This window comes from Bacillota bacterium, from assembly GCA_012842395.1.
Lineage (GTDB): Bacteria > Bacillota > SHA-98 > UBA4971 > UBA4971 > UBA6256.
In genome coordinates this window covers 20,679-33,789 of sequence record DUSX01000034.1, presented here as the reverse complement: position 1 = coordinate 33,789, position 13,111 = coordinate 20,679, and the positions used below count along the sequence as shown (strand labels likewise).

Genomic DNA, 13,111 nt, shown 5'->3' with positions numbered 1-13,111 from the left:
CCACTAGAGCTTATCTCACCGTGCCGCACGACCGGAGCCGCCCTGGTCTCCGACCCCGCCTGCCGGGCCTGCCGGGCGTGTCGAATGCCCCGAGCCGGCATGGGGCGGGGCTGCTGCGGCGCGCGCAGCAGCGCCCGCGAGGCCGTACGAGATCGCCCCGGTGGGGCACCTCTTGACGCACTCGGGATCGCCGCCGCAGAGATCGCATATGAGCGGCGTCCCGCTTTCGGGATGGAACGCGATGGCGTCGAAGGGGCAGGCTTGCGCGCAAGACCCGCATTTCGTGCATCGCGCCTCGTCCACGATGATGTGTCTCGTGTTGGGGTCGCGGGAGAGCGCCGCGTTCGGACAGGCGTCCACGCACCTCGCGTTGCCGCACTGCCTGCACACTATCGGACGATCGATCCCGTCCTCATCCACCTTGTACACGTGTATCCTTGAAAGCAGGTCGGAGAACCTTCGCTCGTGTACAAAACTGCAGATGAGCTCGCAGGCGCGACAACCAGCGCACACTTTCTCGTTCACTAGCATCCTGGGACGTGGCCCCGGCGCGCCCCGCGTGCCACCGCCGCGCTCTGGCCAGCAGCACGGCTTTCCTTTGCCGCTGGGGGCGGGCTCCCCGACGCGTTCGATGCGAAACACGACCATGCCGTTGGGGTCGGGGCACATCACCCGGACGGTGTCCGCAAGCCAGTCGTTGTCCTCGACGATGTTGCGCTGCTTCGCCGGGAGCATCGGCAGCAGGCTCTGAAGGGCCCACAGACACATGAACTTGCCGTCAGGGATCGTGATCCGGCCCCCGCTTACCTCGAAGTAATCCCCGACTTTCATTGGAAGATCGCAGAATCCCTTGATCTCGTCAACCACGATTTTGAGATCGTACATGTCAGACGCCGCCTCCGGACCAAGACTCCGTGTGTCATCCTTCGGATACTGGCTGCAAACTACAAACGCTCAACATAAACAAATAAGCTCGCCCCGTAAGGGACGAGCTTGAAAACCCGTGGTGCCACCCTCGTGAGATAGACCGAACCTACCCCACTCGTTACCAGGATACGGCGTTCGGCGCCACAATACGACACGACGCCTCCAGCGATATCCCTGCCTTGTAACGGAGGCTCCCGGCTCAGCCTACTCGGCGGCTTGTTCCGCGTGCGCTAGAGTCCTGTCGCACCTGCCCGGTGCTCCGTCTCCGGTAGACCGCAGCCCGCCGGCGCGGTGCCTTCGCCAACCTTTCAGCCTGCGACTCTGGGGCCCACTCGCCACATCCATCTCCGCGGGGCTTGCACCATCCCCCGCTCGCTCTGGATAAGGATCTTCTGCGGCGACCTCCCCTTCAACGTCTCTCGCGTGTTTGTGGTTATGGACGCTGCCATGCACGTGCTGGCGATGTCACATCCGGTTGCCCCTATTCTAGCAACATATTCCGCCCGTTGTCAACAGCGGATCTTTACCATTTCGTGTGTCGCCCCATGCAATGCACGACAGACTGTGGCTACCACGGGTTGTCGGCATTTCGCCCGTCGCCGCGCCGCGGGCCCATCACACCGCGGGCCTATGGTCCGGTCGGTGCCGGGAACCGGCCACGCGCCGCCTTTTCACAGGGCAGGGCTGCTCGCTGTCTCGTCGTGGTCGCGCGCGACTCGAGACCACGGCCACCAGCACGGCGAGTGTCCCCGCTGCGAGGGTGATGGGGCTCAGGCCTCGACCGAGGAAGGCGGTGGCATGCTCTCCCATGAGCATCACTACGCCTGCTTCGAAGAAGAACCGCGCTCCTCGCCCGGCGAGCGAGGCGACGAAGACGAGGTCCGGCCGGACGCGGAAGAGGCCCGCCGCTATGGTGAAGACCTTGTAGGGAATAGGCGTGAGGGCCGCGAAGGCCACCGCGAGCCCGCCATGCCGCCGGAACATGCCCTCAGCCCTCGCGACGTAGCGCTGCGGCAGGACGCTTCTCAGCGGGCGCCATGTGAAGACTGCGCGTCCGAGCTTCCGGCCGATCAGCCACCCGAACACCCCGCCCGCCGACGACGCCAGTGTGCAGAAGAAGGCGTACACTAACGCCTTCCCAGGGCTCAGCATTGCGATGCCTACTAGCAACACATCGGGAGGTATCGGGAAGATCCATGCCTCCACGAACGCGACCGCAACCATGCCCACTACCCCGTGCGCCATGAGAGCTTCTGTGAGGACCGCTGAGAGTGCTGCAAGCGTGCTCATCGCCTTATTGCCTTCCGCAGGGGGCATTGGACTGGTCGTGTGGCGGAGGCGCCCGCCCCAAGGTGCCTTCGTCGGTTTGTTGCCCGGGCACCTTCCCGATTGCACCCGGCCCGGCGGGCCGCGCTGAGGGCAATGGCCCCGCCTGCTAACCCGAGCGCTGCACCTGCCATCACATCGAGCGGGTAATGCGCCATCAGGTAGACTCGTGACAACCCTACGAGCGCAGCCACGAAGAGAAGAGCCGTCCGGAGCCTGGGCCACCTTGCCCCCCAGACCCAGGACATGCAGAACGCCTCGCTCGTGTGTCCCGACGGAAACGAGTCGAAAGACCCTCCGAGCGGCCGCTCACGTCCGACCATGTGCTTGCAGGACTGAACCACGAGGCCGAGAACGATGAAGGCGGTTGCCGCGAGCCGGGCATATCGCTTGGTGTCATCGTCGCCCGCAATGTACAGAGCCAAGGCCGTCCCGAGGAGCACGAATCCGTTACCAAGGTCTGTAACCGCCACCATCAGGAAGCCCAAGGTGTCTTGATGACAGATGTGGTGGATCGCGTGGGCCAGCCTCGCGTCGAGGACGATCACCGTGCTCGCCCAGACGTGGAGGACCGCCACAGTCATTCCCCCCTGAAGCCCTCCCGTGCACCGGGGTCACATCCAAGTATCACAGAGCAGGATTAGAGGACGATTAGAGCGGGGTGAGATAGTTCTAACCCGAAGCAAGGGGCCGGGAAGAGGCCGGGCGCAAGCCGCGGCCTGTTAGATTGCGGGAAGACTCACCGTGAAGATGGTGCCCTTACCGAGCTCGGACGCCACTCGAATGCTCCCCCCGTGCAGCTCGGCGATGTGTTCGGCGATGGCAAGGCCGAGGCCGACCCCGCCCTCGCTCCGCGAGCGGGCTTTGTCCACGCGGTAAAAGCGCTCGAAGATGTGAGGCAGGTGCTCGGGCGGTATGCCTGACCCAGTGTCCATCACAGCTACCTCGACGCCGCACCCTCGCCGGGAGACCACGGCAGTCACGTTTCCCCCGGCTGGCGTGTATTTGACCGCGTTGTCGAGAAGGTTCAGGAAGAGGCGAATGAGGCGGTCCTGGTCACCCTTCAACGGCAAGCTGGCCGGGCCATCGTAGCTGATGGAGACGCCCTTCGCTTCAGCGACGGGTCGCAATTCGTCGACGAGTCCGGCCACGAGGATGGCGAGGTCGAGCGACTCCACGTTGAGCTTCGAATCCCTGCGCTCCGCCCGTGCGAGGAAAAGGAGTCCTTCCGCCAGATGGATGAGGCGGTCCACCTGGGCCCCCACCTCCACGAGCGCGGACCTATACTCTGCGGCGTCCCTCGGCCTGGAGAGCGCCACGTCAATTGTCCCCTTCATCACAGTGAGGGGCGTTCGAAGCTCGTGCGCCGCATCCTGCGTGAACTGCTTTTCCCGCTCGAACGCGGCCTCGAGGCGCGATAGCATGTTATCGAAGGTGCTTGCCAGCCTCCCGACTTCGTCGTCGGGGAGCGTGAGGTTGAGCCTCCGGGAGAGGTCGTCCGCGCCGATCTCCTTCGCGAGCCGCGTCACGTGGGCTATGGGACCGAGGGCACGTCCCGAGATGAAGATGCCGCCAAGTGCCGCCACAAACAAGACGAGCGGGATCCCGAGCATGAGGACGCCCGCTACCCGTTCGAGGGTTTCGTCCACGGCGCTAAGTGGCCGCGCGACCTGCAATAGGTACGGCGAACGGTTCGGCGGCAGGTCTATGCGGATGGTGTACACCCGCCAAGGCTCTCCGGCGACTCGGACAGTGGAAAAGCCGGCACGCAGGTCGCGGTCGCGCGGCGGGGGCAGCTGGGCGTGCTCTCCGACGCCGTCGACTGTGTTGCCGGCTTCGTCGAGGAGGCGCATGATGACGTTATCCTCCCAGCGACGAAGCACGGGTAAAGTGGCGGAGACGACCAAATGGCCGGTGTCTGTGTTCTGAAAGCGCAGGACTCCGTTCTCACTGTCGATCCCGCGCGCCGCTTCCTGCGCGAGCGTGCGCAGTCCGGCGTCTACCTCGGCGTACAGGCCTCGCGCCAGGTTTAGGTAGACGAACCCGCCGAACGCGGCCAATGTAAGGGCCACGAGGAGCATATACCATGCGGTGAGCCGCACCCGTATAGGGACAGTCTTGTCGAACATTCGCGTCGCATTCCTCCAAAGCGAACCCTGGCGCGCGCCTTCTCAGGCCTGGTCGGAGATCTTGTAGCCTACGCCCCTGACCGTTTGTATGAGCTTTGGCTCGAATCCCTCGTCCACCTTGACACGCAGGTACCTGATGTACACGTCGACGACGTTGGATTCGCTGAAGAAATCGTAATCCCAAACATGCTCCGATATCTGGGTACGGGTCAACACCTGGTTTTTGTTGCGCATGAGGAACTCGAGGAGGGCGTATTCCCGCGCGGAGAGCTCTATTCTCCGACCGCCCCGCTGGGCCACGCGGGTCCTGGTATCCAGGACGAGGTCGCCCACTTGAAGCTGCGAAGAGATGACGTCTCTGGGACGTCTCAGGAGAGCACGGATCCGTGCCACGAGCTCCCTGAAGGCGAACGGCTTGACAAGGTAGTCATCGGCACCCGCGTCCAGGCCTCGGACGCGGTCGTCCACAGCGTCTCTTGCGGTCAGCATGAGGATGGGTGCGTTGCAGCCGCGCTCCCTTAGCTTCTGGCACACCGAGATGCCGTCTTTTCGCGGGAGCATGATATCGAGGATGATGACATCGTAGTCCACAGAGAAGACGTAGTCGAGCGCGGACTCGCCGTCTCCCACCACGTCCACGGCGTACCCTTCCTCCTCGAGGCCTTTCTTTATGAACGCCGCGATCTTGTCCTCGTCTTCCACCACGAGAACCCTCAAGCTTCAACCCCTCTTGCGCAACCATTATCCTGGGGCGAACGCAGCCCGTCCCGCACTTGGTGATAGAAGCAGAGGCCATTCCCTCCTGCCGGTCTGTGACATAGGACTCTGCTTCGGCTGGCGTGCCTGACGGATATCCACAGGAGCTACACCAGCCAGCGCGGACCCGGTCGCGTCCACTCCCCCGCTCGAGACCTCTGACCTCCGCCATTATCCCACTACTCGAACGCTGATGCAAGGGTGGTAGCGCTCTAGCCTCATGTCCAGACGATGCGGTGCTCCGGTCCCCTTGGGGGACATCAGAGCACCGCACCATGTTGCCAGAACCTCTCCAGCACGAACCCGCCGTGACCTGCGCACGTTGCCCGTTCGTTGGGTCACCACCACAGGCTCCCAGGCTTACTTGAACTCGTGCTGTCCGTCGAAGTTGCCTTCCTCATAGCCGGGGGTGCCGGGCGCCTCCACCGGGTCATTTGCAGACTCAGCAGCCTCGGACTCCTCTGATTCAGCGCCCTCGGTCTCAGCCTCAGACTCGACTGCCTCCTGGGACTCGGCAGCCTCGTCATCAGCTTGAACCTGGGCGACGTTGCCAGACGTATCCTGGGCGTTCACCTGCGTCGTTTCCTGCGAAGCAGCGACCGTGTTGCCGGCGCCGCTCGCGGACTGCGCGTAGGCGTAGATGGAGGTTGCAACTGCTAGGCTTATCGCGAAAACCACAGCGAGGATCTTTGCAGAGCGCGACATCGTAGTGTCACCTCCTTCCGGGTCAGATCCGGCAGGCGGGGCAGCGTCACCAGTGCTGCTCCCTCCAGCCAATTTGAATCTATCCCGGCGAGGTGAGATATCGGTTAATCCAGGGTTAGACTTCTCTAACTTTCAGAGATTCCGTGCGTCGAAGATGGATTCGTAGGTCATCGAGGTCGACTTGTTCGCGATCGTGAGCCGCACTTTCACGGACGAGGCGTTTTGAGGAGCGACCTCCTCAAGGGGAGCGTCCGGATCAGGGCCTGGCGCAAGGTAGGTGAACTCACACGACGTGACGGACGTGTCGGGCCCAAAGAGATCTTTGCCGTTTCGACGCAGGGTGCCTGGCAAGGACCCTTCCGACGGAACAAACTCATAAGAAACGTCTGTCATGTTGTCTTGTACAAGCCCGTGAAACCGCGCTTCCGACGAGTCCTCGTAGATCCTTCTTACGCCCCGTATGTCTTGTCCCAGCGTCTCCATGACCAGCGTTCCGGCAGAGCAAAGGTCGGCTCTGGCTTCGACGAGCCTGTATGAGCGAAGAGCGACCGAGACCGCACTGAAGGCGATCCCGAGCACGAGCGGGACTATGGTGAGCACGACGAGGACCTCAACCAGCGTAAAGCCCCGGTCTCGATGTGGCTTTCGAACCCCAGGTGTACTGCCTATTTCCACGAGCTTGACGTCCCTCCGGAACCTCCTATTGGGGATATATCAGTGTCGTCAAGGAACACAACGGCGTTGCATCATCCGTCATGGGGTGCTCGTAAACGGACACGGTCACTTCCCACAGTTTGTTACTGGGGTCACTTGGATCCCAATCGTAGACCCGCATGACACGCTCGATATCGAAAGACGCGCGGCCATCAGGTGTTGTCACTGTGAGCGGGGAGACGGGGTCCTCCGAAAAGGAAGAGGAATCAAGCGCCTTAATCGCCTCGAGGGTGCTTCGGGCAAGCTCAAGTGCCTGGGCCTTTACATCCTCCCTCGCCTTAGTTGTAAGCATGCCTGCGATGCTTGACATCGCCGGCACCAGGAGAATGGCCGCGAGGAGAAGGGCCACGAGGACCTCAACGAGCGTGAACCCATTGCTGCCGACGAGGAGTTGCTCGAGGCTTTCCGCCCGCCTGACTGGTTTATGTGAAGCACTGTGCCCAAACACACCGGATTCCTCCGCTGCCTCACGACCCATCGTACAATCGCGAGGCAGGTAACAGGATGGTATCGCGACCCGAGCTCAGTTTCGCGCTGCAGTCCAGGTCCCCCGTATGGGTGCGAGAACTTGCCGCCCGCCCTCAAAGTAGAGGGGCTGGTTGCCTTGCTGGAGGAGAGACCTATCATAGTTAGCCACAAGCTTGCCGAGCAGGAGCGGGATTCCGGGGGTGACCAGGTTCCCCGAAACGGTTACGCTAGCCCGGTCCTCTCCGCTGGGCTCGCCCGCCACTATCAGACCAAAGTCGAGCCCCAGCGAGTCCGACACAAAGGCCGTCAGAGCCCCGATCGCGTGTGCGAAAGCCTCAGGGAAGCCGGTGCCGACAAGGGCAGAGACGACAAGGTTGCCCAAGGAGCCTGACACTGCAGCTTCGGAGTAGACTAATCCCGACACACGGACGGGGCCCCGGCCTCCGTTCAGCACCACCGAACCGTTGGAGAGCACCGCCGGCCAGGCGGTGCCTGACTTGCGTGACACGTACGTATTTCCTTCGACATAGACGGATGCATCTTCAGAGAATACGCCTCCGGCGATCTGCGTTGGCTCCGATGTGGCCGTCGACGGACCATAGATCGCGAGCACGTCCGGCTTCGCATCCCAGTTCCGCCAGAAGAACCATTGCTTCTCGACCCTCCCCCTGAGGTACACAGAGCCCCCCACGACACATCGAGCGCTCGGGTCCCCAATTGCGGTGGATCGGTATCCTTCCTTATTCAACTCTCTCTGCGAGGAGTCAATGCATATGGACCCCGCTATCGTGCCGACGATCCTCGTTACGCTTCCATTCCGCCCGGTCTTGACGAAGATGCCGCCGTTCACAGGCCCTGAGATCGTTTCGACCACGCAATTCTCGAGATAGAGATCTCCGTTCACCGGGCCCTCAATCGTCCCTATTGTGCTATCTTTGTAGTAAAACGGTCCCGTGCCCACTGGTCTCAGGACATCCAGCGTCACTTTCTGCGGGGGCCGCGGGGGGTTCCACTGGGCGATGGCAGGAGCAACTGCGCTCCGATAGCTTTCCCAGCCCGCGTTGCGGTCGCCAAGGTTCGGAGGGTAGCTGTTTCTGTCCTCCCATGGGAATAGCACGGGCCCGTAGAGCTGGCCCGGTGCGGGGCTTACCCCAGACATGTCGTAGACTGGAATGCCGAACAACCCGAGGAAACCGCGCAGCTTACTGTCAATCCATCCAGGCGTACTTGATGCATAAACCACATGTCTCCACGCCTCGGCGACCATTCCCGCCTCAACGGACACTACTGTACTGCGTGAAGAACCCTCTGCTGTGGACACGATGCGATACGCCGCCGTGCCAGCAGGCGCGGCAACGCTTGCAACGTACGGAATGCCGTTCACCTCGCCGCTGACTTCAATGGTCTCGATTTCAGACGGCCCCTGCGCGCCCCCCTGCCCGCTACCCGGAGCGCCTCCGTGACCTGCGCCATGCGTATGCCCGTAGCCGCGGTCAGCACGGCCATCGCCATGCCGACGGCCGTGTTGATGAGGAGCCCCGCTCTCTTGGATAGACGCCTCAAAGAGCCAATGGTTGATGCCTGCCTCCGCGGCGTAGAGAGCCTTCGTTCGCTCCAACGACCACGATGTTGTACGCGCGGCCATAGTGACCATGGTTATGCACGCGATGACTATGATGGATACGAATGAGACGGCGATGAGGACCGTGATGAGGGCAACGCCTCTTTCAGCCCGTGCGCTCCGTGCGTTGGGCATGCAGTTACCAGGGCGCGGCTTGTCCAACCGTACAGGGCGTTTGTGCTCCTGACCGCCAAAGACCCGTGGACGCTCCCCCATGGCCCACCCCCCTCTCCCAGCATGTGCGGGCCTGTATGCACATTATGGGACCGCGAGTGTGACCTACCCTTTTCCCGCAATGATTCTACATTTTCTATTAAGTTCCTCTTCGCCAGTCGAGGATTTTCGTTTGGGGATCACGGCCGCATGGGGGAATACTCTCCATGGGAGCGATCGCGAGTGAGATAGCGGTTCGTGGCGTCTTCCGGGTGCTTGGCGGTAGTCCCCAGTGAGACTACATCAGGGTCTGTTCAGGGTCAGCCCGACGGCTGCATGCCATGACTGAGGGAGCCGTAAGAGGTGAAGAAAGATGCAACGCGGCGTGATGTTGGGCGACGGAATGGAGTTGGTGAACATATGGCAACCGTAGTGGTCGTGGGCGCCGGAATTGGGGGGCTCACAGCAGCGACGACCCTGCGCAAGGGGCTTGCGCGGGAGCATGAGGTGGCGGTGGTGGAGCGCGAGATGGTTCAGGGGTTCTACCCGTCCCTCCTCTGGATACTCGAGGGCCGGCGGACGCCGAAGGACATCACGAGGAGCCTGGACGCCCTCAGTCGGCGAGGCATCACCCTCATCCACGACACCGTTCAGGACATCGACATGGCGCATCGCGTCGTGAAATGCGAGCGAGAGCAGGTGCCCTATGACTTCCTGGTGCTGGCGCCGGGGGCGGACCACGCTCCTGAACTTGTCCCGGGCCTCGTGGACGGGCCGACGCACCCGATGGCATCGGGATCGGCTCGGACCTCGGGGCCGGTCTTCAACCTTTTCTCCATTGAGGGGATCCTCGGTCTACGCGGGGCTCTGGAAGCGGCCGAACGCGGAGACATCCTCGTAGTTGCGCCGACCGGTCCGCACAAGTGCCCGCCAGTGCCCGTCGAGACCGCCATGATCCTCGACCGCGTCCTGCGCAGGGCGGGCAAGCGAAAGAGGTTCTCGATAAGGGTGTTCTCGCCAGAGACGCTGCCTTTCGAGGCTGCAGGCGCCGCCGTGGGCAGGACAGCGGTGCAAGCGATGGCGCGTCGCGGGGTGTCATACCACGGGAACTGGCACCTCGAGGCTGTGGAGCGGGACCGCCGGGTCGCGGTGTTCGCCGAGGGCCGCGTAGCATACGACATACTCGTTTTTATCCCGCCGATCCGGGTTCCCGACTTCGTGAGGCGTGCCGGCCTCTCCTCCGGAAACGACGGGTTCGTGAGCGTGGACCCGCACTATCTCTCGGTCTCGGGGCCCGCCGCACCCGACTCGGCAGGCGGCAAGGACCGCGTTTTCGCAATCGGGGATGTCACTAGCATCCCCATGCCGCGCGGCGGGTTCGTTCCCAAGTCGGGCGCCATCGCTCACCTCCAGTCTCTCGTGGTCGTAGGCAATATCTCCGCGCTGGTGCGCGGGAAAAGTCCTGCGAGACGCTTCTCGGGTACCGCGATGTGTGTGATAGAGATGGGCGATCTCGCGCCCATCACGGCTGTCGGCAATTTCCTGGCTCGCTCGGGGGACTTCAAGGTCTTGCCGCGGCTCCGGACGTTCGTTTCAATCAAAGCGGCAATCGAGCGGAAATGGCTTTCCGAACGGGAGTAGTCGGCCGCATCAGACGCGACTTCTCGCGTCCGGTGCCGGTTGCTCGATGCCGCTTCCGGCTCCTTCGCGCGTTGCCCGGCGAGCTGCAGCGATCCTCTTGCCCACTCCCAGGTACGCCTGCTGGACCCTGGGGTCTTCGCGGAGTTCCCGCGATGGCCCGGCAAGCACGATGCGACCGGTCTCGAGCACGTAGGCCCTGTGCGCCACGTGGAGCGCGATCCTAGCGTTCTGCTCGACGAGGAGAATGGTCACGCCCTCGCGATTGATCTCCCGGATCGTGCGGAATATTTCCTGCACGAGCTTGGGTGCGAGCCCGAGTGAGGGTTCGTCCAAGAGGAGCACCCTCGGATTCGCCATGAGCCCCCGAGCGATGGCGAGCATCTGCTGTTCGCCTCCGGACAGGGTGCCCGCGAGTTGGTTCCGGCGCTCGGCAAGCCTCGGGAAAAGCCGGTACGCTCGATCCCTCCCTGCCTCGACCCGAGCGCGGTCGCGGCGGTGCTTATAGGCTCCAAGGTTAAGGTTCTCCTCGACGGTAAGCGTGGCGAACACCCGGCGCCCCTCGGGCACGTGCGCGACGCCCAGCTCTACTATCTTGTGAGCAGGCAGAGCGTTGATCTCCCGGCCGTCCAGGCGGATCTGCCCGCCGCGCGGCCGCAGAAGCCCGGAGACAGCCCGAAGGGTCGTGGTCTTGCCCGCCCCGTTTGCGCCGAGCAGGGTCACGGTCTCTCCCTCGTCGACGCTCAGGGTGATGCCCTTCACCGCTTCAACGTTTCCATATGATACGCGAACGTCCTCAAGCTCAAGCAGGCTCATGTCAATCCACCTTCACGCTTACGCGGCCGGTGCCTTCGCCGGTGGCTCCGGCGTCATTGTCGCCTTCGCTCGTGTCGGGCTCTTCGAGGTCGTCCCCCGTGCCCAGGTACGCCTCGATCACGCGGGGATCGTGCTGGACCTCCTCCGGGGTCCCCTCGCTGATCTTTTGCCCGTTGTCCATTACGGCCACCAGGTCCGATACTCCCATAACCACCTGCATGTCGTGCTCGATAAGGAAAACGGTGATCCCCGAGGCCCTGATCTCCTCGATGAGGTCCATGAGCCCGGCTGTCTCTTCCTCGTTCAGACCTCCCGCGGGCTCATCGAGGATGAGCAGGCGCGGCCGCGTGGCCAACGCCCGTGCTATTTCGAGCCGCCTGCGGTTGCCGTAAGGGAGGTTGCGCGCAAGCTCGTCGCGACATCCCCACAGGCCCATCTGACGAAGGCATCGCTCGGCCTCACCTCGCATGCGGTCCTCCTCCTTACGCTGGGCCGGAGTTCTGAGGATGGACGCGATCACCCCTGCCCTGCCCCTGCAATGCTGGCCCGCGAGCACGTTCTCGAAACACGTCAGGTTCTCGAAAAGGCGCAGCGTCTGAAACGTGCGTGCGATGCCTGCCTCCGCGACCTCGTGGGGCAGCTTGCCGACAAGCTCGCGTCCAGCAAACGAGATGCTTCCCTCGTCGGGCCGGTAGATGCCTGTTACGAGGTTGAAGACGGTTGTCTTGCCAGCTCCGTTCGGCCCTATGAGGCTCGTGATGCTGCCCTCGCGGACGTCGAGATCGAAGCCGTCCACGGCGCGGAGACCGCCGAACCGCTTGCTCACGCCCTTAAGCTTGAGGATGATGCCATTGCCCGTCCCTTGGTTTGCCGCACCCCGCTCCCGGTTCTCACCGCGTGCGCCGTCCATCACTCACCTTCACCCTCCTGCAACTTCGTCGACCACCGCTTGCTGGGCCAGAGCCCCTGGGGGCGGAAGATCATCATGAGGGCCATGGCAGCTCCGAAGAACAACATGCGGTATTGGGCGAAGTTGCGCAGGATCTCGGGGAGCACCAGCATGGCCGCGGACCCCAGGACCACTCCGGGGATCGAGCCCATCCCCCCGAGAATCACGATGCAGAAGAGTATCACCGACTCCATGAACGTAAAGCTCTCTGGCGAGATCACCACCAATTTGGCAGCGAAGATCGTGCCCGCGGCGCCCGCGAGGCCCGCCCCCAGCGTGAACGCCAGGAGTTTGGCCCGCCTGACGTCGACGCCCATGGCCTCGGCAGCCACCTCATCCTCCCGGATGAAGTTCCACGCGCGGCCTATTCGCGAGCGCTGCAGCCTAACCAGAGCGAGCATGCTTGCCGCCACGCACGTCCACACAAGGTAGTAAAAGTGCGTGGGCCTCTGCACTGCGAGCCCGAATATACGGAACTGGTCGAGCATGATTATGCCGTTCGGACCCCCGGTGAGTCCCCAGGGATTGTTGAGGAGGCTGATGCGCACCATCTCGTTAAGGCCTATGGTAGCTATGAGGAGGTAGTCTCCCCGAAGATGAATGATGGGCCGCGCCAAAACATGGCCTGCGAGCCCTGCAACGATCCCGCTCAACGGGAGGAGGAGCCACAGCGAGATGCCAAAGCGTGCGCTTAGTATGGCCGTGGTGTACGCCCCAATGGCGAAAAACGCCATGTGACCCATATCGAACAGCCCGACCTCGCCGACGATGATGTTGAGGCTCAGGCCGAGGAGCACGTAGATACCCCAGAAAACGGCGACGTCTATCCAGTAGTCGCTTGCGACCATCGGAAAGAGCACGGCGGCTGCGGCGATGGCCGCAGTGACCAAAGCCGGGGTGCGCCTGGGA

The 13,111-nt window shown here is 63.0% G+C and carries 13 protein-coding genes; 1 reads left to right on the top strand and 12 read right to left on the bottom strand.

Translation table 11 applies throughout. The annotated features are described in order from the left end of the window. Window positions 1-15: 15 nt before the first annotated feature. The 9 genes from GX515_09950 to GX515_09910 all read right to left on the bottom strand — a co-directional run bounded on the left by GX515_09950 (window position 16) and on the right by GX515_09910 (window position 8,862). Window positions 16-885, bottom strand: coding sequence for a TIGR04076 family protein (locus GX515_09950; protein ID HHY33312.1), 870 nt, complete (start codon window positions 883-885; stop codon window positions 16-18). A 657-nt stretch (window positions 886-1,542) separates the two neighbouring features. Continuing rightward, window positions 1,543-2,217, bottom strand: a complete 675-nt coding sequence (locus GX515_09945; GenBank protein HHY33311.1) for a DedA family protein — start codon at window positions 2,215-2,217, stop codon at window positions 1,543-1,545. After that, window positions 2,214-2,837, bottom strand: a complete 624-nt coding sequence (locus GX515_09940) for a phosphatase PAP2 family protein (GenBank protein HHY33310.1) — start codon at window positions 2,835-2,837, stop codon at window positions 2,214-2,216. The genes GX515_09945 and GX515_09940 overlap by 4 nt, the downstream gene beginning before the upstream one ends. A 138-nt stretch (window positions 2,838-2,975) precedes the next feature. After that, a complete protein-coding gene (locus GX515_09935; GenBank protein HHY33309.1) occupies window positions 2,976-4,382 on the bottom strand; it encodes a HAMP domain-containing protein in 1,407 nt (468 codons plus the stop codon). Window positions 4,383-4,424: 42 nt separating this feature from the next. Further along, window positions 4,425-5,099: a response regulator transcription factor gene (locus GX515_09930; protein HHY33308.1), complete on the bottom strand. Its 675-nt coding sequence runs from the start codon at window positions 5,097-5,099 to the stop codon at window positions 4,425-4,427. Between the two features lie 399 nt (window positions 5,100-5,498). Further along, window positions 5,499-5,843, bottom strand: a complete 345-nt coding sequence (locus GX515_09925) for a hypothetical protein (GenBank protein ID HHY33307.1) — start codon at window positions 5,841-5,843, stop codon at window positions 5,499-5,501. A 132-nt stretch (window positions 5,844-5,975) separates the two neighbouring features. Beyond that, window positions 5,976-6,518: a prepilin-type N-terminal cleavage/methylation domain-containing protein gene (locus tag GX515_09920; GenBank protein ID HHY33306.1), complete on the bottom strand. Its 543-nt coding sequence runs from the start codon at window positions 6,516-6,518 to the stop codon at window positions 5,976-5,978. Window positions 6,519-6,543: 25 nt separating this feature from the next. Next, window positions 6,544-7,005 (bottom strand): prepilin-type N-terminal cleavage/methylation domain-containing protein, encoded by a 462-nt coding sequence (locus GX515_09915; GenBank protein HHY33305.1) that lies wholly within the window; start codon window positions 7,003-7,005, stop codon window positions 6,544-6,546. A gap of 75 nt (window positions 7,006-7,080) precedes the next feature. Further along, a complete protein-coding gene (locus tag GX515_09910) occupies window positions 7,081-8,862 on the bottom strand; it encodes a hypothetical protein (GenBank protein HHY33304.1) in 1,782 nt (593 codons plus the stop codon). 357 nt (window positions 8,863-9,219) lie between these two features. On the opposite strand from GX515_09910, the gene GX515_09905 reads away from it, so the two are divergent. Then, window positions 9,220-10,440 (top strand): NAD(P)/FAD-dependent oxidoreductase, encoded by a 1,221-nt coding sequence (locus GX515_09905; GenBank protein ID HHY33303.1) that lies wholly within the window; start codon window positions 9,220-9,222, stop codon window positions 10,438-10,440. Window positions 10,441-10,449: 9 nt separating this feature from the next. Here GX515_09905 and GX515_09900 read toward each other — a convergent pair whose 3' ends face one another. Genes GX515_09900 through GX515_09890 form a run of 3 tightly spaced genes read right to left on the bottom strand, consistent with a single transcriptional unit; the run spans window position 10,450 to window position 13,050 of the window. Beyond that, entirely contained in the window at window positions 10,450-11,253 is an 804-nt protein-coding gene (locus GX515_09900; GenBank protein ID HHY33302.1) for an ABC transporter ATP-binding protein, read from the bottom strand. A gap of 1 nt (window position 11,254) precedes the next feature. Next, the gene (locus tag GX515_09895) at window positions 11,255-12,163 is read right to left on the bottom strand and encodes an ABC transporter ATP-binding protein (protein ID HHY33301.1); all 909 of its coding nucleotides are present in this window, start codon (window positions 12,161-12,163) and stop codon (window positions 11,255-11,257) included. Continuing rightward, window positions 12,163-13,050 (bottom strand): branched-chain amino acid ABC transporter permease, encoded by an 888-nt coding sequence (locus GX515_09890; protein ID HHY33300.1) that lies wholly within the window; start codon window positions 13,048-13,050, stop codon window positions 12,163-12,165. Before GX515_09890 ends, GX515_09895 begins: the two co-directional genes overlap by 1 nt. Window positions 13,051-13,111: the final 61 nt, after the last annotated feature.

Excerpts from the sequence above, each read along its gene's own strand:
- GX515_09935 (HHY33309.1), bottom strand. The coding sequence starts at position 4,382 with ATGTTCGACAAGACTGTCCCTATACGGGTGCGGCTCACCGCATGGTAT.
- GX515_09945 (HHY33311.1), bottom strand. The coding sequence starts at position 2,217 with ATGAGCACGCTTGCAGCACTCTCAGCGGTCCTCACAGAAGCTCTCATG.
- GX515_09895 (HHY33301.1), bottom strand. The coding sequence starts at position 12,163 with ATGGACGGCGCACGCGGTGAGAACCGGGAGCGGGGTGCGGCAAACCAA.
- GX515_09910 (HHY33304.1), bottom strand. The coding sequence starts at position 8,862 with ATGGGGGAGCGTCCACGGGTCTTTGGCGGTCAGGAGCACAAACGCCCT.
- GX515_09925 (HHY33307.1), bottom strand. The coding sequence starts at position 5,843 with ATGTCGCGCTCTGCAAAGATCCTCGCTGTGGTTTTCGCGATAAGCCTA.
- GX515_09900 (HHY33302.1), bottom strand. The coding sequence starts at position 11,253 with ATGAGCCTGCTTGAGCTTGAGGACGTTCGCGTATCATATGGAAACGTT.
- GX515_09905 (HHY33303.1), top strand. The coding sequence starts at position 9,220 with ATGGCAACCGTAGTGGTCGTGGGCGCCGGAATTGGGGGGCTCACAGCA.
- GX515_09950 (HHY33312.1), bottom strand. The coding sequence starts at position 885 with ATGTACGATCTCAAAATCGTGGTTGACGAGATCAAGGGATTCTGCGAT.
- GX515_09940 (HHY33310.1), bottom strand. The coding sequence starts at position 2,837 with ATGACTGTGGCGGTCCTCCACGTCTGGGCGAGCACGGTGATCGTCCTC.
- GX515_09890 (HHY33300.1), bottom strand. The coding sequence starts at position 13,050 with ATGGTCGCAAGCGACTACTGGATAGACGTCGCCGTTTTCTGGGGTATC.